This window comes from Xanthobacter sp. NM-59, from assembly GCF_021401125.1.
In the GTDB taxonomy this organism is placed as follows: Bacteria; Pseudomonadota; Alphaproteobacteria; order Rhizobiales; family Xanthobacteraceae; genus Xanthobacter.
On record NZ_JACBFQ010000002.1, the window covers coordinates 60888 to 82928 of the forward strand.

Here is a 22041-nt window from a genome sequence, read left to right on the forward strand (position 1 = left end):
CGACTTTTGATCGCGGCCCGAGACACTCGCAACCTTTCCCACAAATACCTAGACACAAACGGAGCGTGGCTCGATCCGCTTCGGAATGTTTGATTTAGTCTTGGTCGAGCCAACATGTATGGAGGGAACTATGGCGCGCGTCGCATTGGTTACGGGTGGCACTCGCGGAATTGGCGAGGCTATTTCGGTCGCGCTCAAGGCTGCCGGCTTCACGGTTGCCGCCAACTACGCCGGCAATGACGAGGCCGCCAAGGCCTTCACGGAGAAGACCGGCATCCCCAACTTCAAGTGGGACGTCTCCAATTTCGACGCCTGCAAGGACGGCATCGCCAAGGTCGAGGCCGAGGTCGGCCCGGTCGACGTGCTGGTCAACAATGCCGGCATCACCCGCGACGCGCCCCTGCACAAGATGTCGCTGGAGCAGTGGAACGCGGTGATCAACACCAACCTGTCCAGCTCCTTCAACATGTCCCGCAACGTGATCGAGGGCATGCGCGCGCGCGGCTTCGGCCGCATCGTCTGCATCTCGTCCATCAACGGGCAGAAGGGCCAGTTCGGTCAGACCAACTATTCCGCCGCCAAGGCCGGCGAGATCGGCTTCGTGAAGGCCCTGGCCCAGGAGAGCGCGAAGCACGGCATCACCGTCAACGCCATCGCGCCCGGCTATATCGGCACGGAGATGGTCCGCGCGGTGCCGGCCGAGATCCTCGCCAAGATCGTGGCCACCATCCCGGTGGGCCGCCTGGGCGAGCCGGAAGACATCGCCCGCGGCGTGGTGTTCCTGGCCTCCGATGACGCCTCGTTCATCACCGGCTCGACCCTCACCATCAACGGCGCCCAGTACATCTGCTGATCGCGCGCCATCGCGCTCGAAGCCGGCCCGTGCGCGCGGGCCGGCTTTTTTGTGCCGAATCGCAGCCTGCGGCCGATCCCTCAAGCGAGCGGCTGGAGCACCCGCCGCACGGCGTCGGGAATCGCCACCGGCCGCTGGCTGGCCCGGTCCACATAGACGTGGACGAAATGGCCCTGGGCGGCAGCCTGCTCGTCCTCGCCCTGAAACAGCGCGATCTGGTAGCGCACCGAGGAGGAGCCGAGCTTGGCCACCCGCATGGCCGCCTGCACGGGCGCCGGGAAGGTCAGCGAGCGGAAATAGGTGCAGCGGGTCTCCACCACCAGACCGATGATGGGGCTCGACTGCGGATCCAGCACCCCGTGGGTGATCAGGTGCTCGTTCACCACAGTATCGAAGTAGGAATAATAGACCACGTTGTTCACGTGGCCGTAGACATCCACATCCGCCCATCGGGTCGAGAGGGTAAGAACGTGGGGAAAATCCTTCAGCAAGACGGGCTCTTCCCGTCCTGAAGGTTTCGCCGTCGCGTCGGTGCCACTCATCTGTGTCCTTCCCCCGTTCCAGGGCCCCTGCCAGGCGCCCGTACAGAGCGCATCTTGCGAAAATCCATCGCCCGATGCGGCCTGACCTTTCATTTTGCGGGCTTCAGCGCCGCTGGCCGGCGCGTCTATCCCCAGGCGGCCTTGTAGATCGCAATAATATCCTGCGCCAACAGGGGGCGCGGATTGTTGGCGAGAAGGCGCGTCTGGCGCTGCGCCGCCGCCGCGAGGCCCGCGAGATCCGTTTGCGGAATGCCCGCCTCCTTCAGGCTTTCCGGCAGCCCGATCAAAGAGAGAAAGCGCCCCAGCCGGGCGGCGAACGCATCCGCCCGCACCGCCGAATCGCCCACATCCGGCGCTTCGGGAAACAGCCGATCGAGCAGCCCGGCATAGGCATGGCCCGCCACCGGCGTGTTGAAGCGCACCACATGGGGCAGAAGCAGCGCTGTGGCGAGGCCCGAGGGCAGGCCGTGGCGCACGCAGAGGGGATAGGCCAGCGCGTGGGCGGCGCCCACGGGGGCGTTAGCGAACGCCTGCCCCACCATCAGCGAGGCGGACAGCAGGGCTTGGCGCGCCCGCCGATCCGTTCCGTCCTGAACCGTCAGCGGCAGCGACCACGCCAGCAGGCCCAGCCCGCCTTCCGCCAGGGACTGGGAAAGGGGATTGGCATTGGCGTTGGCGGAGGTGAAGGCCTCCACCGCCAGCGCCACGGCGCCGGCACCCGCCGCCGCGGTCTCGGCCAGCGGCGCGGTAAGGGTGAGATCCACGTCCAGCAAGGCCGAATCGGCGATGAGGCAGGAGGCGATGACAGACTTTTTCTCCCCGCCGGCCACCACCACCGCCAGCGGCGTCACCTCCGCGCCGCTGCCGGCAAGGGTGGGGATGAGGATGAGCGGCAGCCGCGGGCCCGTGGCCAGGCCGGTGCCATAGATCTCCGGAAGAGCATCGTGGCCGGTGGCGAGCAACGCGGCAAGCTTGGCCACGTCCAGGGCCGAACCTCCGCCAAGCCCCAGCACGCCCTGCGCCCCCATCTCCACGGCGGCGGCGGCGGCGGCCATGACGGTTTCTTCCGATGGGTCGCGCGGCACCTCCTGGAACACGCGATGCGCGACGCCCGCGGCCCGCAGCGCCTCAAGCACGATGGCAAGACCACCCGCCCGCGCCACACCGGCATCGGTCACCACCAGCACGCGCTCCACGCCCGCAGCGCGGAACTGCTCGCCCACCTGGCCCGAGGCACCGGCGGCGCAGACGATGCGCGCGGGCGTGTTGAAGACGAATCCGGCCATGCGCTTCCCCGCCATCGCTTCCAGCACAGGCCGGTGATGCTGCCGGTTTACCGCCGGGCGTCAAGGCTGCAGCGCCGCCGTGCCGATCAGAACCTCGGCACCGGCGGTCAGGGCGCGCCGTCTTCCGGGGTGGGAATCGGCCCGTGGCTGGCCCCAAGGGCGGCAGCAAGGCTCATCTTGGCAGAGCCGGGGGCGAGCGGCTTCTGCTGGCTTTCGTGGGGCGCCCAGCCGGAAAGCCACACAATGTCGAACGTTACCCGCAGCCGCCCGTCCGGATCGGCGAAACGCTCGGCATAGACCTCCGCGGCCCGCAACAGCGTGTCGCGCCGCAGGGGCACGCGCCGGCGCTCCGCCAGCGCATTGGCCGCGCCCATGCGGCGCAGCTCCGAGAACAGGGTGAAAGGCGAGCCATAGCGCACCACGATGCGGTCCGTGTCCGCCACCGGCAAGGCGAATCCCGCCCGCTGCAGCAGGCCGCCCAGGTCGCGCACATCCACGAACGGCGCGACGCGGGGCGAAATACCCCCGGTGGTCTCGCTTTCGGCAATGGTGAAGGCCTGCCGCAACTCCGTCAGGCTGGAGCCGCCCACGAAACCGGCAAGAAACAGCCCATCGGGCTTGAGAGCCCGCCGCACCTGGGCGAGCACGCCCGGCAGATCATTCACCCCCTGCAAGGCCAGCGCAGACACCACTAGGTCGAGCGAGCCGGGCGCGAATGGCAACGCCTCCTCGTCAGCCACCACCGCATCGCGGCGCTGCCCCAGTCCCTCGGCCAGGGGCGCGGCGGTGAACAGCCGGCCGATGGCCGGATGCCCCGCCAGCGCACGGGCCACGGCATCGGTGGGGGTGCCGAGATCCAGGGCGGTGGCGAAATGGCGCTTCACCGCTCCCAGCCTGTCGGCCAGATCCTCCGCCACGCGATCGAGCAGAAAGGTCTCCGCACCGAGCCGGCCGGCGCGGGCGAGGCGGCGGCGCTGAAGGGCACGATCGAACACGAGGGGCGGGGTCTGGCTCATGGCCCGGATATAGGCCCTTCCCCGGCCGGATGCACGCTGGCGATATCCCGCGGCACATTTGACAGTCAGCTGTCGTTTTGACACTATGCTGTCGTTATGAATGCCGATTTCGATCCCTTCCTGCACCCCACGAGCCGCCTGGCCCTGGAGGTGTTCCGCCTCAACGGGGCGCTGATCGCGGCGGGCGACATGCTGGTGGAGCCGCTGGGTCTCACCAGCGCCCGCTGGCAGGTGCTGGGCGCGATCACCCAGGCCGAGGGCGGGCTGCCCACCGCCGGCATCGCCCGGGCGATGGGTCTCACCCGCCAATCCGTGCAGCGGGTGGTGGATGATCTCGCCCGGCTCGGCCTGGTGCGGTTCGCCCCCAATCCCCATCACAAGCGGGCCAAGCTGGTTCAGCTCACGCCCGAGGGGCGCATGGCCTCCGCCGCCGCCAGCGCCCGCTGGGCACCCCTGGCCGAGGCCCTTGCCACCGCCGTCACTGTCCCGGCGCTGGACGAGGCGGCGCAGGTGCTTCACCGGCTCGCCACCGCCCTCGCCGCGCTGACCGCTCCGTCATCGGGGGACACGCCATGATCCGCCGCCTGCACCCCCTGGCCGGGGGCATCGCCTTTCTGACCATCCTGCTGTTCTGGAGCTCCACCATAGCGGCTGAGGCCTTCGGGGATGGGGCGCTGGTGGCGTGGGTGAAGACGGCCATCCTGTGGGGAATGGCGGTGCTGGTGCCGGCCATGGTGCTGGTGGGCGCCACCGGCTTTCGGCTGGGCGGACACTCGCGCGAGCCACGCATCGCCGCCAAGCGGCGGCGGATGCCCGTCATCGCCCTCAATGGGCTGTGCGTGCTGGTACCCTGCGCCGTGTTCCTCCAGGCCCGCGCGGCGGCCGGCGCATTCGACACCATCTTCATGGCCGTCCAGGCGCTGGAGCTCGCCGCCGGCGCGCTCAACATCACCCTGATGGCCCTCTCCGTGCGCGACGGACTGGCCCTGGCCCACCGCCATCCGGCCAAGGCCTGAGAGGGCGCAGCGAGCGCCCAACCGGGGCATGACCGAGCGACGCGGAACAGGTTAGCGTGACGCAACCGCGTAAGGGCGGTCGCGGATCGATCGACACGCGGGAGACACGGGCTGGCCTGGCGCCCACCCCCGCAGTCGTTCAGGGGGCGCAAGCGGCGGGACCGCCTCTGAGGCGCCACAGCTGACGGTTCACCGCAGAGAAGCTTCCGACGCGCTACCCCTTACCTCATTGCCGGCCGCGCATTCTGGATGTCTTGCCCCCTCCCCCGCCCTCCCCCGCAAGCGGGAGAGCGAAGAGCACCATGAGGAACACATTGCGGGTGGGGCTTGGCTCCGCCACGCGCGAAAACCCTTCCGAGCGACGTGGGCCCCGGTTCGCGCGGACAGGAAACACCCGAAAACGAAAGAATGGACTGTTTCAGTGTTTCCGCGAAAAACTGGAACAGTCCAAAAGCCGATGGGTCCTAGACCGGCTGCAGGCGGGGCGCGGTCGCCGGCTTCAGGGTGCGCGGGGCCGTCTCGCCATCGAGGTGCAACACGCGGTCGTGCAGGTCCACCAGGGTGGAGCGATGGCCGATGGAAATGAAGGTGGCCTTGGGCAGAGCCGTCCGCAGCAGGCGATAGAGCATCGCCTCGGAGGCCTCGTCGAGGGCGGACGTGGCCTCGTCCAGCAGCAGCACGTCCGGCTTTTCCACCAGCGCGCGGGCGATGGAAAGCCGCTGCTGTTCGCCCAGCGAGAGCATGTGCGGCCACAGCCCCTCCTCATCCAAGCGCTCCACGAGGCCGGCGAGCCCCACCGCCTGCAGCACCTCCACCGCCTTTTCGCGCGGCAAGCTGTCGGCGGAAGCGGGATAGGCCAAGGCGGCATCGAGCCGGCCCACCGGCACATAGGGCTTCTGGGGCAGAACCATCACCTTCTGCCCGGCGGTGCGGGCGATGCGGCCGGCCCCGTGGGGCCAGATGCCGGCGATGGCACGCAGCAGCGTGCTCTTGCCCGAGCCGGACGGCCCGGTGATCAGCACGCATTCCCCATGATCGATGGTGAGCTCGTCGGTGGCCACCAGCGGCGCGCCGCCGGGCAGCCGCACCTCAACCCCCGACAAGCCGAGCGCGGGGCCCTGCCCATGGGTCGGCGCCTCGAAGGCGGGACGTTCCGCCTGGGCCCGCGCCCGGGCGATGGAGGCCTCGAAACCGGTGAGGCGCTGCACCACCGAAACCCATTCGGCCAGCGACACATAGCTCGACACGAAGAAGGAAAAGGAGCCCTGCACGGAGCCGAAGGCGGAGGCCGTCTGCATCAATTGGCCGAGCTGGATCTGGCCGGTAAAATAAGCCGGCGCCACCACCACATAGGGCACGATGTTGGAGATCTGGCTGTAGCCGGCGGTGAACCAGGTGAGCCGCTTCTGCGCCTTCATCAGATCGAAGAAATTGCCCCACACGCGGGAGAAGCGGCCTTCCAGCCTGCGGTCCTCGGCCTTCTCGCCATGCAGGAGGGCGATCTGCTCGCCATGCTCGCGCACGCGCACCAGGTCCACGCGGAAGTCGGCCTCGTAGCGCTGCTGGTCATAGTTCAGGCGCACCAGGGGCCGGCCGATGAGATGGGCGAGCCACGTGCCCGCCGCCGCATAGATGAGCGCCGCCCAGAACAGATAGCCCGGCACCGACAGAGCGTGGCCGAACAGGCTGAAGGCCAGCGGCCCCGAGAGGTTCCAAAGGATCACCGAGAACGAGACCAGCGACACCACCGTTCCCAGGAGCCCGATGCCGACCCCGATGGTGCGCCCCACGAACAGCTGCACGTCCTCGGCAATGCGCTGGTCCGGATTGTCCGCCGCGTCGCCCGACAGGCGCAGGCGGTAATGCACATCGTCGGTCAGCCAAGCGTCGAGATAGCGCTTCGTGAGCCAGCGGCGCCAGCGGATCTCCAGCCATTGCTTGAGATAGAGCTGATACACCGCCACGACGATGGCGCCCGCCGCGATGAGGCAGAAAATCAGAAGCTGCTTCTGGAATTCGGCGAAGTTCTTGTCCTGGATGGCGTTGTAGAAGGCGACGTTCCACTCGTTGAGGATCACGGTGGCGCCCACCCAGGCCAGCTCCAGCGCGATCACCGCCGCCAAAAGGCCGATGGCCACCCAGCGTTCCTCGCTTCGGAAATAGGGCACCGCAAGGCGGCGGATGTCGCCGAGAAGGGACAGAAGGGCGCGCACCGGCATCGTCTCCGCAAAAGATCCGTCCGCCCTTGTGGCGCCAGGAACCTGACCGCACCATGGCGGCCACATGAACGATTGGAAAGGTGGCGCAGGGGAAGCGGGAATGCGCCCGGGCGTCGCCACGCGGGCGGGCGACATGAAAATGCCCGGGACCAGCCCGGGCATGATCTTGGAACCATCGGATCAAGCATGCGCCCCGCAGGGCGCTCTCGCCAACGCCGGCGCGGCGCCTGGGCGAACCCCGTCGGCCCTGGTCACAGACCGGGGCCGAGGGTCTCACGCCTTCTTCACGAACTCCGTGCGCAGCACCAGGCCCTTCACCTTCTCGACCTTGCAGTCGATCTCGTCCGGGTCACCGGTAAGGCGGATGCCCTTCACCAGGGTGCCGCGCTTCAAGGTGACGGAGGTGCCCTTCACCTTGAGATCCTTGATGAGGGTAACGTTGTCGCCGTCCTTCAGGATGGCGCCGTTGGCGTCCTTGACTTCCACGTCACACCTCCTTGGCCAGCTCGCGCAGGCGGAACTTCTGAATCTTGCCGGTCGAGGTCTTGGGGATCGGCTCGAACACAATGTGGCGCGGGCACTTGTAGCTGGCGAGATGGGTCTTGCAGTGGGCCATCAGCTCCTCGGCGGTGGCGCTCATGCCATCGCGCAGCTCCACGAACGCCACCGGGGTCTCGCCCCATTTCTCGTCCGGCCGGGCCACCACGGCGGCGGCGCTCACCGCCGGGTGCTTGTAAAGGGCGTCCTCCACCTCGATGGACGAGATGTTCTCGCCGCCGGAAATGATGATGTCCTTCGAGCGGTCCTTGAGCTGGATATAGCCATCGGGATGCTTCACCCCGAGATCGCCCGAATGGAACCAGCCGCCGGCGAAGGCATTGTCGGTGGCGGTGGGGTTCTTGAGATAGCCCTTCATCACCGTGTTGCCGCGGAACATCACCTCGCCCATGGTCTCGCCGTCGGCGGGCACGGACTCCATGGTCTCCGGATTCTTCACGTCCAAGGCTTCGAGCGCCGCATAGCGCACGCCCTGGCGGGCCTTCTTCACGGCACGCTCGGCGGCCGGCAAGCTGTCCCACTCCGAATGCCAGTCATTGACCACCGAGGGACCATAGACCTCGGTGAGGCCGTAGACGTGCACCACGTTGAAGCCAGCTTCCTGCATGGCGGCCAGCACCGCTTCCGGCGGCGGGGCGGCGGCGGTGATGAACTCCACCTTGCCGGGCAGGGGCCGCTTGTCGGCCTCGGGAGCGCCGAGCAGGGTCGACATGACGATGGGCGCGCCGCACATGTGCGTGACCCCATAATCGGCGATGGCGTCGAACATGGCCTTGGCGCGCACCTGGCGCAGGCACACATGGGTGCCGGACACCAGAGTGATGGACCAGGGGAAGCACCAGCCGTTGCAGTGGAACATGGGCAGGGTCCACAGATAGACGGGATGCTTGCCCAGGGAACAGGTCACCGCATTGCCCACCGCCAGCAGATGCGCACCGCGATGGTGATAGACGACGCCCTTGGGGTCGCCCGTGGTGCCGGAGGTATAATTGAGGGCAATGGCGTCCCACTCGTCGTCCGGGCCCTTCCAGGCGAATTCCGGATCGCCGGTCTCAAGGAACGCCTCATATTCCATGCTGCCGATGCGGTCGCCCTTGCCGGCATATTCCGGGTCGTCATAGTCGATGACGATGGGCTTGCGCACGGCCATGGCGAGGGCCGCCTTCATCACCGGCGAGAATTCGCGATCGGTGATGAGCACCTTGGCCTCGCCATGGTCGATGGTGAAGGCGAGGATGGCCGCGTCGAGGCGAGTGTTGAGGGAGTTCAGCACGGCGCCGGTCATGGGCACGCCGTAGTGGGCCTCCAGCATGGCGGGAGTGTTGGTGAGCATCACCGCCACGGTGTCGTTCTTGCCCACGCCCAGCTTCGTCAGGGCCGAGGCGAGGCGCCGGCTGCGGGCGTAGAAATCACGATAGTTCCGGCGCAGCGCGCCATGGATGATGGCGGTATGATCCGGAAACACCTTGGCGGCGCGTTCCAGGAAGCCGATCGGGGTCAGAGGCTGGTAATTGGCCTGATTGCGGTCAAGATGCAGGTCATAGATGCTACCCGCCATGGTATCCCCCTTGAAATCCTTGTCCGCCTCCGGCCGCCTTTCCACTTCCGGTCAAGCGGCAGGCGCGGAGGAGCATCGAATGGCGCGCGTCGCGCGGCGCGCAACCTAGCCAGCGCCTTGAATCAGCGCAATCGACGGCACAATAGAACAAGGCCTTTATCCATCCAACCAAGGTCGTACGCAGTTCTGCGTACTTGCTCCTTTGAAGGGGCATCGGCACTAACCAGAGCAAAGAAATGCCGAAAAGGGAGACGTCCATGGACAGCATGAAGAGCAGCCGGTACGCTGAAACCTATGCCCGCTGGCGCGACGATCCGTCCGCCTTCTGGGGCGAGGCCGCGAAAAAGATCGACTGGACCACCCCGGCCACCAAGGTTTTCGATCCCGACGCCGGTGTTTATGGCCGCTGGTTCGAGGGCGCCGTCGGCAATACCTGCTTCAATGCGGTGGACCGGCATGTGGCCAACGGCCGCGGCGAGCAGGCCGCCATCATCTATGACAGCCCTGTCACCGCCTCCAAGCGCACCATCACCTATGGCGAGCTGAAGCACGACATCGAGACCCTGGCGGCCGTGCTGCTGGACCTGGGCGTAACCAAGGGCGACCGCGTGCTGGTCTACATGCCCATGGTGCCCGAGGCGCTGGTGGGCATGCTGGCCTGCGCGCGCATCGGCGCCATTCACTCCGTCGTGTTCGGTGGCTTCGCCGCCAAGGAGCTCGCCACCCGCATCGAGGATGCCGAGCCCAAGGTGATCCTGGCCGCCTCCTGCGGCATCGAGCCGAACCGGGTGGTGCCCTACAAGCCGCTGCTCGACCTTGCCATTTCCATGTCGGCCGTGAAGCCCGAGCACTGTGTGGTGCTGCAGCGCACCCAGGGCCCCGCCACCCTCACCGAGGGACGCGACGTGGACTGGGGCGAGGCCTGCGCCGCGGCCTCCGCCGCCGGCAAGGCCGCGCCATGCGTGGATGTGGCCGCCACCGACCCGCTCTACATCCTCTATACCTCCGGCACCACCGGCAAGCCGAAGGGCGTGGTACGCGACACCGGCGGCCACATGGTCGCGCTCACCTGGACCATGGAAAACCTCTACGGCATCAAGCCGGGCGAGGTGTTCTGGGCCGCCTCCGACATCGGCTGGGTGGTGGGGCATTCCTACATCGTCTATGCGCCGTTGCTGGCCGGCTGCACCACCCTCGTCTATGAGGGCAAGCCGGTGGGCACGCCCGATCCCGGCGCCTTCTGGCGGGTGGTGGAGGAGCACAAGGTGGTGGCCCTGTTCACCGCCCCCACCGCGCTGCGGGCCATCAAGAAGGAAGACCCGGACTGCACCTTCAAGACCGGACGCGACATGGGCCACTTCCGCACCCTGTTCCTGGCCGGCGAGCGCGCCGATCCGGACACCGTGAAGTGGGCCGAGGACAAGCTCGGCGTGCCGGTGGTGGACCACTGGTGGCAGACCGAAACCGGCTGGGCCATCGCCGCCAATCCGGTGGGGCTCGGCCTTCTGCCCATCAAGCTCGGCTCGCCCACCGTGCCCATGCCCGGCTTCGACGTGCAGATCGTGGACGAGGCGGCCAAGCCCGTTCCCGCCGGCACCATGGGCTCCATCGTGGTGAAGCTGCCGCTGCCTCCCGGCTGTCTGCCCACCTTGTGGCAGCAGGATGAGCGCTTCAGGGAAAGCTACCTCGCCGACTATCCCGGCTTCTACAAAACCGCCGATGCCGGCTTCATGGATGATGACGGCTATGTGTTCGTCATGGGCCGCACCGACGACATCATCAATGTCGCCGGCCACCGCCTCTCCACCGGCGGCATGGAGGAGGTGATCGCCTCCCATCCGGACGTGGCCGAGTGCGCCGTGATCGGCGTCAAGGATTCGCTGAAAGGCGAGGTGCCGTGCGGCTTTGTGGTGCTGAAGGCGGGCGAGCGCCGCGCACCGGAAGTCATCGAGAAGGAACTGGTGGGCCTGGTGCGCGACCGCATTGGCCCGGTGGCAGCGTTCAAGCTTGCGGTCACCGTGAACCGCCTGCCCAAGACCCGCTCCGGCAAGATCCTGCGCGGCACCATGAAGAAGATCGCCGACCACGACGCCTGGTCCATCCCCGCCACCATCGACGACCCGGTGGTGCTGGAGGAAATCGAGGGCGTCCTTAAGGATCGCGGCATCGGCTGAAGAAAAAAGGCGCCCGCGAGGGCGCCTTTTTGCTGTGCCGGAGCGCCTCAGTCGCCGGAGCGCCCGCCCCCGCGCGACGGCTCGAAACACGTGTAGCCGATGAAGCACTGGGCCTTGTCACGCGTCGGCACCCACTCCGGCTTCAGCTGCATGTCGTATTCGCAAAAGCTGAGATCGCGCACGTAGCGATCATAGAGGGTGGGCGAGGTGGCGATCACCACCGCCCCCTTCTGCTCCACCAGCCGCGCGACCTGTGCGCAGGTCATGTCCGTGCTTCGCGGCATGCTCTGGGCCGCTGCGGCTGATGCCACCATAACCAGCGCGCCCGTTACAACCATCGCCTTGATCATTCTGGTCCTCCGGACCTCCCGCTGACCCGGCTGGACCGCCGGCCAGCGCCTGCTGCCTCTCTGCCATCATAAGCGTACGGCAGCGGCTCTGGAATTGCGCCGCGACAATGCCAGGCAATGCCGACCGAGCGGGTGATGCCGCCTCCGCGCTTCGGGGGCGCGCCCCCGAAGCTTGGCCGGCACGGCCCCCGTTCCCGCTACTGTCCCGACAGCCCGCCATAGGAGGGTTCGAAGCAGGTGTAGCCAACGAAACACTGCTGTGTATCCCGCGTCGGCACCCACTCGGGCTGCAACTGCGTAGCCACCGGACAGAAGCCCAGATCGCGCACATAGCGGTCAAATTGGTTGGGATAGGTGGTCATCAGCACTGCACCCTCCTCCCATACCAGCATGGAGGCCTCCGCACAGTCCATGTCCAGGGTACGTGGCCGCGCGTCCACCGGCACCGAGGCAAGCACCAGGAATACACCCGTAAGCAGAAGCGTTTTTCTCATTTTACCGTCCTCCGGGCTTGCGCCGGACGGCCCCACCCCCAGCGTCCTGCGCTGGTGCCATCCGGCCTCCCGGGCGGCGCGGACGCACCCGCCCGCCACACGGAGGCGCGATCGGCCGCTTCACCCAAACCAAGAGGTAAAGCACACTTGCCGACACCGATTCGGATAGCCGCTTGTAGGTGGGAAACCCCGATCGCCGTACAATCCACCCGAAGCGGTATGGCTAAAACCTAAGTCTTAAGACGTATAGATGCCGCACAAGACACGCCAACACTTCTAGTCGGCTACATTATACCCCCGTGTGGCGTGGAATATTTATCGCCACGCGCATGCGGGCCGAGCGACGCCCGCCCTAGCCACGCGCGCCTGGCTTCACGGAAGGCAATCGATCGGCCGCGTCGGGCCCTGACAATCCCTTATGGAGTAATGGCCCAGCGTCGCCCGCGCACCCCAAGCCTGCCCGCCGGACCTTTCCAGATGTTCCACGCGCCTGCCCCCGGTGGGCCACACCCGCGCGAACCGCATTATCAACTACAGATTGCCTCAGCGGACGAGATCCGCAGGCCTTTCCACGGCATCCGCAACGCCCCGCCGCACGCCCCGGCATCGCGGTGCGATCACGCACAAGTGCTTAGTTTACAGATATTTTACCATGCCGCCCCATAACTGCCCCAGGGTCGACGCTCGCATTACAGCATTCCACACGCATTTAGGTATCTGGGTGCGAGTTCGATGGGTTGCAGAGCGTGGTTTTCGGTGTGGTGTGGCATGAAAGCTACGGAATCTTCCTGCGACCTCTGCTACACCAATCTCACTGGGCGGAGCGAGACGGCTGCGAATGCACTCGGCCTCTTCGGCTCACCGGTTGTAACCCAAAAATGGGGGATTAAGTGATGAAGCGGTTCCTTCTCGCCACTGTCGCGCTGGCGGCGCTCTCGGCTCCGGCCGCGGCTGCTGACCTGGCGACGAAGTACCCGGTCAAGGCCATTGCGGCTCCGGTGTTCTCCTGGACCGGTTTCTACATCGGCGCCAACTTCGGTTACGGCGGCGACAAGTACTCCTACGACTACTACACCGGTGGTCCGCTGGTGTATGGCTACGCCGGTTCGGCTGATGCCAACTCCTCCGGTTGGTTCGTCGGCGGTCAGCTCGGCTACAACTATCAGTTCGCCAATAACGTGGTCGTCGGTCTCGAGACCGATCTGCAGTGGGCGAACATCTCCGGCCAGGTGGCTGGCGTGAGCCTCGGCGGCTCCAACTGGATCGCCGGCTCCAACACCGACTACTTCGGCACGATCCGCGCTCGCCTCGGCTACGCCTTCGACCGGTTCCTGCCCTACATCACCGGTGGTGCCGCCTACGGCAACGTGCAGAACACCCTGACCCAGGGCGCCTACTTCCCGCAGGTCAGCAACTCCTCCACCAACTGGGGCTGGACCATCGGCGCTGGCGTCGAGTATGCCATCACCAACAACTGGACGCTCAAGACCGAATACCTGTATGTCGACCTCGGCAGCAGCGACTTCGGCCCGCTCAACGGCGTGATGGTGAGCGGCGACACCAAGTTCAACACCATGAAGGCTGGTGTGAACTACAAGTTCTGATCCTTTTGGAAGCGGCGCGCTCGGACGGGCGCGCCGTTTTCCATGATCAGAGCGGGCATAGAGGTATATGGCGCACGCCATTTCGCCTTGCCTTGGAGCGCTGGACATTGTCCGGCGCTTTTTCTTTGGTACGTGTCTGGCACGTGAGGGGCCCTGCGCGGGCCTGGATAGCTGCAGCCCCCGCTCGCTTCAGCTTGCCGCCTCTCGAGTCCCCGAATCGCCCCGAACTTCGGAGCTCCGCGCTAAGTGCGCGAACTCGGACGCTCCGATGCCAACCACCGGCTCAGCCTGACGCCCCGAATCTGGAAGCCGTAGACCGCCGGCAGCATTGGCTGAGTTGATCGCGTGCAGAGCCACGACGTCAGCGCGCGACCAGAATTCGAGAAGGCCGGAGAAGCACTACCTTCTTCTTTGACCCGACGGGGGCGGCCGCTCCCCGCAGCTTCATCAAGCGCTACGGCCATCGCCGCGACGCGCCTGCCCACACACGCTGCCGCACGATTCGCGCAATGCCGCGCGACCACCACCCAAAAGTGCATCCCACACCCGCGAACCCGGCAGCCCATTCTGCCGCGCCCGGCGCCAGCCGAAATTCGGGAATCTGGCAAAAAGAGCAATGCATTGCTGCATCGCCCTCCCCCCCCCCCCCACCCCAATTATGCCGTCATCGGCACCTTTCCCCTCACCTGAATTACGGCCGCTCCCCACTCCGGAAGAGCCTCAGCTTCAATCAGACATCAGGCCGCATCACATCCGACCGACTTATGTATTCGGCGCGTTTTTATGAAGCGCATTACATGTATATCCGCGCGCATCGCGATCACCCACATGCGTTGAACCGCCGGCGACGCGACACGCTGCTACCGAGCCGCCGGAAATGACGGAACGGCATCTGGCAGCATGCCCCGAAAGAGGTATTATCGCCTGCACCACCCAAATTTCGCCATGTTGTTTCAAGCGCACTGTGGCAGGAAAGATACGCCATTTCTCAGCAACCGCTGCTAGAACGAAGAAGATGAGTGGAACAGGTTCGACCTCTTCGCGCCGAACCTGTTCCACTCAATAAACGACGAAACCCGTCCCAAGGGGGCTCAAATGAAGCGGTTCCTTCTCGCCACTGTCGCTCTGGCCGCGCTCGCTGCTCCGGCCGCTGCTGCCGATCTCGCCACCAAGTATCCGGTGAAGGCCGTGGCCGTCCCGGTGTTCTCCTGGACCGGCTTCTACATCGGCGCCAACGCCGGTTACGGCGGAGACAAGTTCAATTACGACCTGAGCTATCTCGCGGTCCCGGTGACCAGCGCCTCGATCACGTCGTCCGGCTGGTTCGTCGGCGGTCAGCTCGGCTACAATTACCAGTTCGCGAACAATGTGGTCGTCGGCCTCGAGACCGATATCCAGTGGGCGGACATCTCCGGCACGGTCGCCATCGGCCCGTACTCGGCTGGCTCCAGCGTTGACTACTTCGGCACCATCCGGGCCCGCCTCGGTTATGCTTTCGATCGGTTCCTGCCCTACATCACGGGCGGCGCGGCCTATGGTCGGACCTCGACTGACGTCACCTGCATCACCTGCGTCGGTGTGACGGGCAATGCCACCACCAGCTGGGGCTGGACCCTCGGCGGCGGCGTGGAATACGCCATCACCAACAACTGGACCCTCAAGGCCGAATATCTGTATGTCGACCTCGGCAATGCGAACAACATCGCCTCTTTCGCCGGCTACAGCATCGACAACGACACCAAGTTCAACTCCATCAAGGTGGGTGTGAACTACAAGTTCTGATCTTCACCGAGAGATCAGGAAAAGCCCGCCGCTCGCCGGCGGGCTTTTTTATTTGTGCGGGACGTCACATCGGCGCGTTCCCCCGCGCATGCGATCGCCCGGTTGGCGACAGGGCAGCGCGCGACGAATTTCGGGCATGCTGAGATCCGCACTGTCTGGAAACAGATGCCGAAGCCACCTTACGGCTCTGCCCCGGAGAAAATTCCATCCCCCACGAGGCGGTGCATCAGCGGCCCTGCGGAGCTCGCTTTTCCCATTTCAACGGATCGGGAAAATGCACTAGCCTCCGTCCATGAGCGCCGACATCCCTTTCGATCGTAACTTCGATTCTCCCGCAGGCGTGCTGATGCCGGTGACGCCACAGGTGCGCCGCATCGTGGCCCCCAACCCATCGGCCTTCACCTTCACGGGTACCTGCACCTACATCATCGGCCATGGCGACGTGGCCATCCTCGATCCCGGACCGGACAAGCCGGAGCACATCGACGCCTTGCTCAAAGCCGTGGCGGGTGAGAGCGTCTCGCACATCGTCGTCACCCATACGCACCGCGATCATTCCCCGGCGGCCGCCGCCATCAAGGCCGCGACGGGTGCCAAGATCGTGGGCTGCGGCCCGCACCACGCGGCCCGCCCCCTGCACATCGGGGAGGTCAACCCGCTCGACGCCAGCGCCGACACCGATTACGTGCCGGACCACGCGATGGCGGATGGAGAAACCGTGTCCGGGCGCGGCTGGACACTCACCGCCGTCGCCACACCGGGGCACACCGCAAATCACCTCGCCTTCGCTTTGCGTGAGGACGAGCTGCTGTTCTCCGGCGACCATGTGATGGCATGGGCCACCTCCATCGTCGCGCCGCCGGACGGCGCCATGGGCGACTATATCGAATCCCTGGAACGTCTCGGGCACCGCGAGGAAAAGACCTATTTGCCAGGGCATGGCGGGCCGGTGCGCGATGCGCACTCCTTCGTGCGTGACTATCTCGACCATCGCATGGCGCGCGAGGCCGCCATCCTGCGGGGCCTCGACCGGTCCGCTGAGACCATTCCGGACTTGGTGCGCGGAATTTATATCGGCCTCGATTCGAAGCTGGTGGGCGCCGCCTCGCTCACGGTGCTAGCGCATCTTGAGCATCTGGTTGCGAGCGGGCGCGTGGAGACCGAAGGGCCGCCCGCCATTGACGGCCGCTTCCGCCTCGCGTCCTGAGCCTCGGAGGCCAGCGGGCATGTGCGGCCGCTTCGTTCAACATCGCGCGCCGCTGGCCTATGCAGAGCATTTCGGGCTCGACCTGGCGCTGGTTCAGTTGCCCAATTGCCCGCCACGCTACAATGCCGCCCCGACCCAGGACCTGATGGTGGTGCGGCTCAATCCGCACACGGGGACCCTCGACCTTTCGCTCTTGCGATGGGGTCTGGTGCCGGTCTGGGCGAAGGATCCCAGCGGTGGGGCGCGGCTTATCAACGCCCGCGCGGAAAGCGTGGCGGACAAGCCCACCTTTCGCGAGGCATGGCGCAAGAAGCGGCGCTGCATCATCCCCGCCGATGGATTTTTCGAGTGGCAGCAGCGCGATGGCGCGAAGCAGCCATTTTACATTACCCCTGCCGATGGCGCGCCCCTGGCGTTCGCAGGCCTTTGGGAGGGCTGGAAGGACCCCTCCACCGGCCAGTGGCTGCGCACCTTCACCATCATCACCTGCCCAGCGAATGAGAGGCTTCGCCCGCTGCACGAGCGCATGCCCCTCATGTTGGCCCTGGCGGACATTGCCCACTTCCTGGCGGATGACGACCCGCGGCCCCTACTGCAAGGTCGCGCGGCCCCGCAGGTAACCTATTGGCCGGTCTCCACCGCCGTGAATGCCGTGCGCAACGATGAGCCGGACCTCATCACGCCCATCGGGCCCGCAGCGTGAGCGACGCGCCCGTCGCAGCGCCCCGAGCGCGCCGTCAACTCAGAGCGCCTCGCCGCGCAGCAGCTTCGGGATGGAGCCGGTGAGGCCGGCGGCATCGCGGATGAACAGGCCCTTGAGTCGCGGCAGGCGGTCCACCAGCCCCAGCCCCACGTCGCGCACCGCCCGCAGGGCATCGGAGTGGTTGGAGAACAGGCGATTGAGCCCGTCCGTCGCCACCCCCATGGCCAGCGTATCGAAACGCCGCCAGCGCTGGTAGCGCTCCAGCACCTGGGCGGAGCCGAAATCCAGCCCCACCCGCGCGGCATCGGTCACCGCCTCGGCCAAGGCGGCCACGTCGCGCAGGCCCATGTTGAGGCCCTGGCCGGCGATGGGGTGGATAAGGTGGGCGGCATCGCCCACAAGCGCCAGCCGTTCACCGATGAAGCTGCGGGCCATGGCGAAGCCCAGCGGATAGGGGCGCGGGCGCGTCACCGGCTTCACCCACCCCAGGCGATGGCCGAAACGCTGCTCCAGCTCCTCCTGAAACAAAATGGAGGGAAGGCCGGCCAGGCGCTCCGCATCGGCCGTGCGCTCGGTCCAGACGATGGAGCTGCGGTTGCCCGGCAGCGGCAGCAGGGCGAACGGGCCGGCGGGCAGGAAATGCTCCTCCGCCCGCCCCTCGTGGGGGCGCTCATGCTCCACCGTGAAGGTGAGCGCGCTCTGGCCATAGCTCCAGGAGACGGTGTCGATGCCGGCCATGGAGCGCAGCCGCGAGCGCGCACCATCGCAGGCCACCAGCAGGCGGGTGGAAACCGAGCCGGCACCGGTGGTCAAGGCTACGCCCACCCCTTCGCGCGTGAAGGCGGAGACGCTGTCCGCCTTCAGCTCGATGCCGGCGGCCTCGGCGGCGGAGATAAGCGCGCGCTGCAGCACCGCATTGGGCACCATGTGGGCGAAGGCCTCGCCGGGGGCGACATCGCCGTCGAAGGTGAGGAAGGTGGGGCGCGCCACATCCTTGGTGCGGCTATCGGTGACCACCATGGAGAGAATCGGCTGGGCCTCGGCCTCGATGCGCGACCAGGCCCCCAGCACGGTCAGCATGCGCCGGCCGCAGGCGGCGATGGCCGAGCAGCGCTCGTCGTCGATCACCGGATTGGCGAGCATAGGGTCGAATAGGGTGATGCGGGCATCGGCCCCGAGCCCCTGGCGCAGCGCCAGAGCGAGGCTGAGCCCCGCGAGCCCGCCGCCGACAATCGCCACATCGCTCATCGCGGCCGGCGCGGAGAAAAGGCCCGGCCCGGTATAAGGCGACGGCGCGAGGGGGCTCTCGAACTGGCCATTCATGAATGGATCTCCTCACGCGATCTCGTCTATCCCGCATCGCCGCGGCTCATTCGCGGCGATGCGGGCATTGCACCAAAGGCCCTGCAGCCGCCCGGCGGAGATGACCACCGCCGCAAACGGCATCTGCCTCACCTATACGCACTTGACGCGCCACGCGGGGGCGTGGCGTGTTCGTGACTCGTCATTCCCCGTCCCGCGCGTCAGTTTTCCGCGTCGCGGGCTTCCGCAAGGCTGATCTCATGACCGACACGCCGTCTAGCGACGTTGAAGCGCTTCTGTCCATCCTCGACCTGGAGCAATTGGAGATCAATCTGTTCCGCGGTCGCAGCGGCAATCCGGGTGGCGGGCGCGTGTTCGGCGGCCAGGTGGTGGCCCAGGCCCTGGTGGCGGCGCGCCGCACGGTGGATGCCCCGCGCGTCACCCACTCGCTCCACGGCTATTTCCTGCTCGGCGGTGACCCCACCGTTCCCATCATCTACGAGGTGGACCGCATCCGCGACGGGCGCTCCTTCACCACCCGCCGCGTGGTGGCCATCCAGCATGGCAAGGCCATCTTTTCCATGGCGGTGTCGTTCGAGCTGGAAGAGGACGGACTGGAGCACCAGAGCACCATGCCGGACGTGCCGATGCCCGAGAACCTGCCGCCCGACGAAGTCTGGCGCGCGCGACTGGTGGAGCGCTTCCCCGAAGCCGCGCGGCGGGACTGGATGGCCATCAAGCCGCTGGAGATCCGCCCCATCTCCACCGACCCGGCATATATCGGCAGCCTCGGCGTGCGGCCCAGCCTCTGGGTGCGCGCCCGCACCGCGCTACCGGACGACCTGCCCACGCATCAGGCAGTTTTGGCCTTCGCTTCGGACTTCTCGCTGCTGCAGGCGGCGTTATTGCCGCATGGCAAGTCGGTGTTTGATCGCGACCTGCAGGTGGCCAGCCTCGATCACGCGCTGTGGTTCCATCGTCCGTTCCGGGCGGACGAATGGCTGCTCTACAGCCAGGAAAGCCCGGCCGCGTTCGGCTCGCGCGGATTCTGCCGGGGCGAGTTCTTCACCCGCGATGGCATTCTCGTGGCTTCCGCAACGCAGGAAGGATTGATGCGGCGCGTCACGCCCAAGTGACGCCATCGGCACCGTGATGGGGCGGGCGAACGGGGCAGCGCCCGCCCATTGATGATGTTTAAGGCTCATTGATTAAAAAGTAGGCCAAAAAGCGGCAACCTTCGGGCGCCGCCACTCCCTTGCCTTCCATGGCGATAAAATAAGCAGCGGGAGTCGGGCCTTTGTCGCATTTGGCACGGTCCTTGATTCCGTCTTGCGCAGGCTTGCCAGCCGCGGCGCGGAAATCCCCGTCCCGCTCGGCGAAGCCATGAGAAAACATCGGCTGGGCGGTTCGCGAGGGTGGGCTTCGCGGCGCCGTATCCAAGCCCATCAGGGGACAGGGACCGATCCATGAAGATCGTCATGGCCATCATCAAGCCATTCAAGCTGGAGGAGGTGCGCGACGCCCTCACCGGTATCGGCGTCCACGGACTGACCGTGACCGAGGTGAAGGGCTACGGGCGGCAGAAGGGCCACACCGAGATCTATCGCGGCGCTGAATATGCCGTGAGCTTCCTGCCGAAGCTGAAGATCGAGGTGGCGGTGGCTGCCGACCAGGTTTCCAAGGTCGTGGAGGCCATCACCGCCTCGGCCAAGACCGGCCAGATCGGCGACGGCAAGATCTTCGTTCTCGCCATCGACCACGCCGTGCGCATCCGCACCGGCGAGACCGACGCCGACGCGCTTTGAGCCTTCCTCATTTCACGGAGCCATATTCCATGACGTTCAAGACGTGGACCCGCGTGGGTGTGCCCGCGCTCCTGGCTGGGGCGGCTTTCGCCCTGCCGGCCCTTGCACAGCCCGACATGGCGCCGGCGGCCGCTTCTCCCGCCGCGGCTGCCGCCGTATCCACCGTGAACAAGGGTGACGTGTCCTGGATGATGACCTCCACGGTCCTCGTCCTGCTGATGACGGTTCCCGGCCTCGCTCTGTTCTACGGCGGCCTGGTGCGCGCCAAGAACATGCTCTCCATCCTCATGCAGGTGCTCACCATCACCGCGGTGATGATGCTGGTGTGGGCGATCTACGGCTACTCGCTGGCCTTCACCTCGGGCAATGCCTTCATCGGCGGCTTTGAGAAGGCGTTCCTGGCCGGCGTCACCGCCGACAGCCTCGCGGATACGTTCACCAAGGGCGTGCAGATCCCCGAGTTCGTGTTCATCGCCTTCCAGATGACCTTCGCGGCCATCACTCCGGCCCTGGCCATCGGCGCCTTCGCCGAGCGCATGAAGTTCCCGGCGGTGGTTCTGTTCGCCGTGCTGTGGGGCACCTTCGTCTACTTCCCGATCGCCCACATGGTGTGGTTCTCGGAAGGCTACCTGTTCACCCTGGGCGCCCTCGACTTCGCCGGCGGCACCGTGGTGCACATCAATGCCGGTATCGCCGGCCTCGTCGGCTGCATCATCGTCGGCAAGCGCATCGGCTACGGCAAGGAACAGCTTCCGCCCCACTCGCTGGCCTTCACCATGGTCGGCGCCTCCCTGCTGTGGGTCGGCTGGTTCGGCTTCAACGTGGGCTCGAACCTGGAAGCCAACGGCCTCGCCACCCTGGTGATGATCAACACCTTCCTCGCCACCGCCGGCGCCATCGTGGGCTGGCTCGTGGTCGAGTGGCTGGTGCGCGGCAAGCCCTCCATGCTCGGCGGCGCGTCGGGCGCGGTGGCCGGCCTCGTGGCCATCACCCCTGCCTGCGGCGCCTCGGGCCCCATGGGCGCGATCGTGCTCGGCATCGTCGCGGCGCTGGTCTGCTTCTTCTTCTGCACCGCGGTGAAGAACGCCCTCGGCTATGACGACAGCCTGGACGTGTTCGGCGTGCACGGTGTCGGCGGCATCGTCGGCGCCATCGCCACGGGCATCCTGGTGTCGCCCGCTCTCGGCGGCGGCGGCGTGGCCGACTACTCCATGGGCCACCAGGTGTGGGTGCAGACCCAGGCCACCCTCGTGACCATCGTGTGGTCGGGTGTGGTTTCGGCCATCATCTTCTTCGTGCTCAACATCATCATCGGCCTGCGGCCGTCGGTGGACGTGGAGCGCGAGGGCCTGGACCTCAACGAGCACGGCGAGCGCGCCTACCACTCGTGAGCTCGGCGTCCTGAGTTCCCCGGGGGCGCAGCCCGCCCCCGGTTTTTTTCCGGCCCTGTCCGGTCCCAAATAATAAGAGGGGAACCAACGGACCCCGGCACCATCTGGCGCCGGGGTCTTTTTGCGTGCGCGGGCCTGGCTCCCGGCCATGACCCCGCCGCCGCGCCCATCTGCGGGCTTT

Annotated in this window: 20 protein-coding genes; 11 read left to right on the forward strand and 9 right to left on the reverse strand. The window is 66.5% G+C overall.

Going from position 1 to position 22041, the window contains the following annotated elements; all coding sequences use genetic code 11:
• Positions 1 to 130 precede the first annotated feature (130 nt).
• Positions 131 to 853 carry an acetoacetyl-CoA reductase gene (phbB, locus tag L0966_RS05660; protein ID WP_234050896.1) on the forward strand — a complete coding sequence of 241 codons (723 nt, stop codon included), beginning with the start codon at positions 131 to 133 and terminating at the stop codon, positions 851 to 853.
• Between the two features lie 80 nt (positions 854 to 933).
• Here phbB and L0966_RS05665 read toward each other — a convergent pair whose 3' ends face one another.
• The 3 genes from L0966_RS05665 to L0966_RS05675 all read right to left on the reverse strand — a co-directional run bounded on the left by L0966_RS05665 (position 934) and on the right by L0966_RS05675 (position 3697).
• Complete coding sequence (locus L0966_RS05665; RefSeq protein ID WP_234050897.1) at positions 934 to 1395, reverse strand: thioesterase family protein; 462 nt, start codon at positions 1393 to 1395, stop codon at positions 934 to 936.
• Positions 1396 to 1520: 125 nt separating this feature from the next.
• Positions 1521 to 2681 carry an iron-containing alcohol dehydrogenase gene (locus L0966_RS05670; protein ID WP_234050898.1) on the reverse strand — a complete coding sequence of 387 codons (1161 nt, stop codon included), beginning with the start codon at positions 2679 to 2681 and terminating at the stop codon, positions 1521 to 1523.
• Between the two features lie 107 nt (positions 2682 to 2788).
• Positions 2789 to 3697: a methyltransferase domain-containing protein gene (locus L0966_RS05675; protein ID WP_234050899.1), complete on the reverse strand. Its 909-nt coding sequence runs from the start codon at positions 3695 to 3697 to the stop codon at positions 2789 to 2791.
• A gap of 96 nt (positions 3698 to 3793) precedes the next feature.
• Here L0966_RS05675 and L0966_RS05680 point away from each other — a divergent pair, with 96 nt between their 5' ends.
• Together L0966_RS05680 and L0966_RS05685 are read left to right on the forward strand one after the other, a co-directional pair.
• Entirely contained in the window at positions 3794 to 4273 is a 480-nt protein-coding gene (locus tag L0966_RS05680) for a MarR family winged helix-turn-helix transcriptional regulator (protein WP_234050900.1), read from the forward strand.
• A complete protein-coding gene (locus tag L0966_RS05685) occupies positions 4270 to 4713 on the forward strand; it encodes a hypothetical protein (protein WP_234050901.1) in 444 nt (147 codons plus the stop codon). The genes L0966_RS05680 and L0966_RS05685 overlap by 4 nt, the downstream gene beginning before the upstream one ends.
• A 464-nt stretch (positions 4714 to 5177) precedes the next feature.
• Here L0966_RS05685 and L0966_RS05690 read toward each other — a convergent pair whose 3' ends face one another.
• The 3 genes from L0966_RS05690 to L0966_RS05700 all read right to left on the reverse strand — a co-directional run bounded on the left by L0966_RS05690 (position 5178) and on the right by L0966_RS05700 (position 9048).
• Entirely contained in the window at positions 5178 to 6932 is a 1755-nt protein-coding gene (locus tag L0966_RS05690) for an ABC transporter ATP-binding protein/permease (RefSeq protein WP_234050902.1), read from the reverse strand.
• A gap of 273 nt (positions 6933 to 7205) precedes the next feature.
• On the reverse strand, positions 7206 to 7418 hold the full coding sequence (locus L0966_RS05695) for an alkylphosphonate utilization protein (protein WP_234050903.1): 213 nt from the start codon (positions 7416 to 7418) through the stop codon (positions 7206 to 7208).
• A 1-nt stretch (position 7419) separates the two neighbouring features.
• The gene (locus tag L0966_RS05700) at positions 7420 to 9048 is read right to left on the reverse strand and encodes an acyl-CoA synthetase (RefSeq protein WP_234050904.1); all 1629 of its coding nucleotides are present in this window, start codon (positions 9046 to 9048) and stop codon (positions 7420 to 7422) included.
• Between the two features lie 257 nt (positions 9049 to 9305).
• Here L0966_RS05700 and L0966_RS05705 point away from each other — a divergent pair, with 257 nt between their 5' ends.
• A complete protein-coding gene (locus L0966_RS05705) occupies positions 9306 to 11222 on the forward strand; it encodes a propionyl-CoA synthetase (protein ID WP_234050905.1) in 1917 nt (638 codons plus the stop codon).
• 47 nt (positions 11223 to 11269) lie between these two features.
• Here L0966_RS05705 and L0966_RS05710 read toward each other — a convergent pair whose 3' ends face one another.
• The gene (locus L0966_RS05710) at positions 11270 to 11488 is read right to left on the reverse strand and encodes a hypothetical protein (RefSeq protein ID WP_234050906.1); all 219 of its coding nucleotides are present in this window, start codon (positions 11486 to 11488) and stop codon (positions 11270 to 11272) included.
• Between the two features lie 281 nt (positions 11489 to 11769).
• Positions 11770 to 12066 carry a hypothetical protein gene (locus tag L0966_RS05715; protein ID WP_234050907.1) on the reverse strand — a complete coding sequence of 99 codons (297 nt, stop codon included), beginning with the start codon at positions 12064 to 12066 and terminating at the stop codon, positions 11770 to 11772.
• An 893-nt stretch (positions 12067 to 12959) separates the two neighbouring features.
• Here L0966_RS05715 and L0966_RS05720 point away from each other — a divergent pair.
• The 4 genes from L0966_RS05720 to L0966_RS05735 all read left to right on the forward strand — a co-directional run bounded on the left by L0966_RS05720 (position 12960) and on the right by L0966_RS05735 (position 17362).
• Complete coding sequence (locus L0966_RS05720; RefSeq protein ID WP_234050908.1) at positions 12960 to 13670, forward strand: outer membrane protein; 711 nt, start codon at positions 12960 to 12962, stop codon at positions 13668 to 13670.
• A gap of 1095 nt (positions 13671 to 14765) precedes the next feature.
• On the forward strand, positions 14766 to 15452 hold the full coding sequence (locus tag L0966_RS05725; protein WP_234050909.1) for an outer membrane protein: 687 nt from the start codon (positions 14766 to 14768) through the stop codon (positions 15450 to 15452).
• A 292-nt stretch (positions 15453 to 15744) separates the two neighbouring features.
• Positions 15745 to 16659: an MBL fold metallo-hydrolase gene (locus L0966_RS05730; RefSeq protein ID WP_234050910.1), complete on the forward strand. Its 915-nt coding sequence runs from the start codon at positions 15745 to 15747 to the stop codon at positions 16657 to 16659.
• 19 nt (positions 16660 to 16678) lie between these two features.
• A complete protein-coding gene (locus L0966_RS05735; protein WP_234050911.1) occupies positions 16679 to 17362 on the forward strand; it encodes an SOS response-associated peptidase in 684 nt (227 codons plus the stop codon).
• A 39-nt stretch (positions 17363 to 17401) separates the two neighbouring features.
• Here the strand turns inward: L0966_RS05735 and L0966_RS05740 are convergent, their stop codons facing one another.
• The gene (locus tag L0966_RS05740; RefSeq protein WP_234051289.1) at positions 17402 to 18610 is read right to left on the reverse strand and encodes a ubiquinone biosynthesis hydroxylase; all 1209 of its coding nucleotides are present in this window, start codon (positions 18608 to 18610) and stop codon (positions 17402 to 17404) included.
• 314 nt (positions 18611 to 18924) lie between these two features.
• On the opposite strand from L0966_RS05740, the gene tesB reads away from it, so the two are divergent.
• From tesB to L0966_RS05755, 3 genes are all read left to right on the forward strand, one after another.
• The gene (gene tesB / locus L0966_RS05745) at positions 18925 to 19800 is read left to right on the forward strand and encodes an acyl-CoA thioesterase II (RefSeq protein ID WP_234050912.1); all 876 of its coding nucleotides are present in this window, start codon (positions 18925 to 18927) and stop codon (positions 19798 to 19800) included.
• Between the two features lie 330 nt (positions 19801 to 20130).
• Positions 20131 to 20469: a P-II family nitrogen regulator gene (locus L0966_RS05750; RefSeq protein ID WP_234050913.1), complete on the forward strand. Its 339-nt coding sequence runs from the start codon at positions 20131 to 20133 to the stop codon at positions 20467 to 20469.
• A 29-nt stretch (positions 20470 to 20498) separates the two neighbouring features.
• Positions 20499 to 21860, forward strand: a complete 1362-nt coding sequence (locus L0966_RS05755) for an ammonium transporter (protein ID WP_234050914.1) — start codon at positions 20499 to 20501, stop codon at positions 21858 to 21860.
• Positions 21861 to 22041: the final 181 nt, after the last annotated feature.